Origin of the sequence: Vibrio sp. NC2 (assembly GCF_025195005.1) — a bacterium.
Taxonomy (GTDB): domain Bacteria; phylum Pseudomonadota; class Gammaproteobacteria; order Enterobacterales; family Vibrionaceae; genus Vibrio; species Vibrio splendidus.
Map to the genome: position 1 here is coordinate 1 of NZ_JANVFC010000047.1, position 1,395 is coordinate 1,395.

A 1,395-nucleotide genomic window follows, 5' to 3' on the forward strand; every position below is an offset into this window, starting at 1 on the left:
ATTGGGGGTCTTTTTATGTCCAAATATAGCCGAGAGCTAAAATGTATCATTGCTAAGCAATACTTAGATGGCACGTCATCTCTCTACTTAGCAAAACAATATTCAATGTCTTCAAGGCAGATACGGTATTGGGCTCAAGTCTTTGCCATCCATGGTACTGATTCATTTTTATCAACTAAGCATGCCGAGACTGCTCAAACAAAACGAAAAGCATTGAATTTAATGTGGACGAATGAATGGTCTCTCACGCACACTAGCGCAGTATTAAACCTCTCATCCCCTGGGATACTCTCTGTCTGGCTCAAAAGATTTAATGAGCTCGGTATCAAAGGGCTCAAAATGCGCCAGAAAGGAAGACCCTCAATGAAACAGCAACCTCAACGTACCACTAAGCCTGATAATGAAATGACACTTGAGGAGCTAAAAGAGGAGTTGGTTTACTTACGAACCGAGAATGCCGTTCTAAAAAAGTTGGAAGAGTTGGAGCAGGAAAAAAACCGTCGAACAAAGAAAAAGCGGTCATAGCTCTAACTCTTAAAGGCAAGTACCCGTTAAAGCACTTACTGCACACTCTACAGCTGGCAAAAAGTGTCTTTTATTATCAGGCTCAAACGAGCAAGCGCCCAAATAGCTACGAACGTGAGCTGCGGTTGATAAAGTCAATTTATCATGAACATAAGGGGCGATACGGCTACCGCCGTATTCACTTGGAACTAAAAAATCAGGGGTTCGTGCTTAATCACAAAACGGTTCAAAGGCTTATGGCTCAACTCAACCTTAAATCGACGGTCAGGATTAAAAAGTATCGTTCATACCGAGGAGAGTCAGGAAAAGCTGCTCCCAACGTTCTTGAAAGAGATTTTAGTGCGACTCAACCCGATGAAAAGTGGGTAACTGATGTCACGGAGTTCAAAGTCAAAGAGCAGAAAGTATACTTGTCTCCCGTTGTCGACTTGTTTACTCAGGAGGTGGTTGCTTATAGAGTGGCCAAAAATGCCTGCTTGCCGCTTGTCACGGATATGCTGACGGAAGCTATATCAACGCTTAAACCCAACTCAAAGCCAATTATACATAGCGATCAAGGTTGGCAATATCGCCATCGACAGTATCAGAAAAAGGTAGCGGAGAGTGGGTTAACGCAAAGCATGTCGAGAAAAGGTAACTGCTTGGATAATGCTGTTGCTGAAAACTTTTTTGCTTTACTCAAAACCGAGATGTATCACAACCAAAGCTTTGAAGATGCAGATGCTCTGATAGAGCAAATTAAAGAATACATCGAGTACTACAATACCAAACGTATAAAAGTGAAACTAAAAGGCCTGACTCCGATAGAATATCGAACTCAGGCCTTGAAAGCCGCTTAACAGAAATGTCCAACTTTACGGGGTCACTTCA

2 protein-coding genes are annotated in these 1,395 nt (G+C 42.4%); both read left to right on the top strand.

The window, feature by feature from the left end:
• Positions 1–15: 15 nt before the first annotated feature.
• Positions 16–525, top strand: a complete 510-nt coding sequence (locus tag NX845_RS23350; RefSeq protein ID WP_102462557.1) for a helix-turn-helix domain-containing protein — start codon at positions 16–18, stop codon at positions 523–525.
• Complete coding sequence (locus NX845_RS23355) at positions 522–1,364, top strand: IS3 family transposase (protein ID WP_106427144.1); 843 nt, start codon at positions 522–524, stop codon at positions 1,362–1,364. Before NX845_RS23350 ends, NX845_RS23355 begins: the two co-directional genes overlap by 4 nt.
• The last annotated feature ends 31 nt before the right edge of the window (positions 1,365–1,395 follow it).

Excerpts from the sequence above, each read along its gene's own strand:
- NX845_RS23350 (WP_102462557.1), top strand. The coding sequence starts at position 16 with ATGTCCAAATATAGCCGAGAGCTAAAATGTATCATTGCTAAGCAATAC.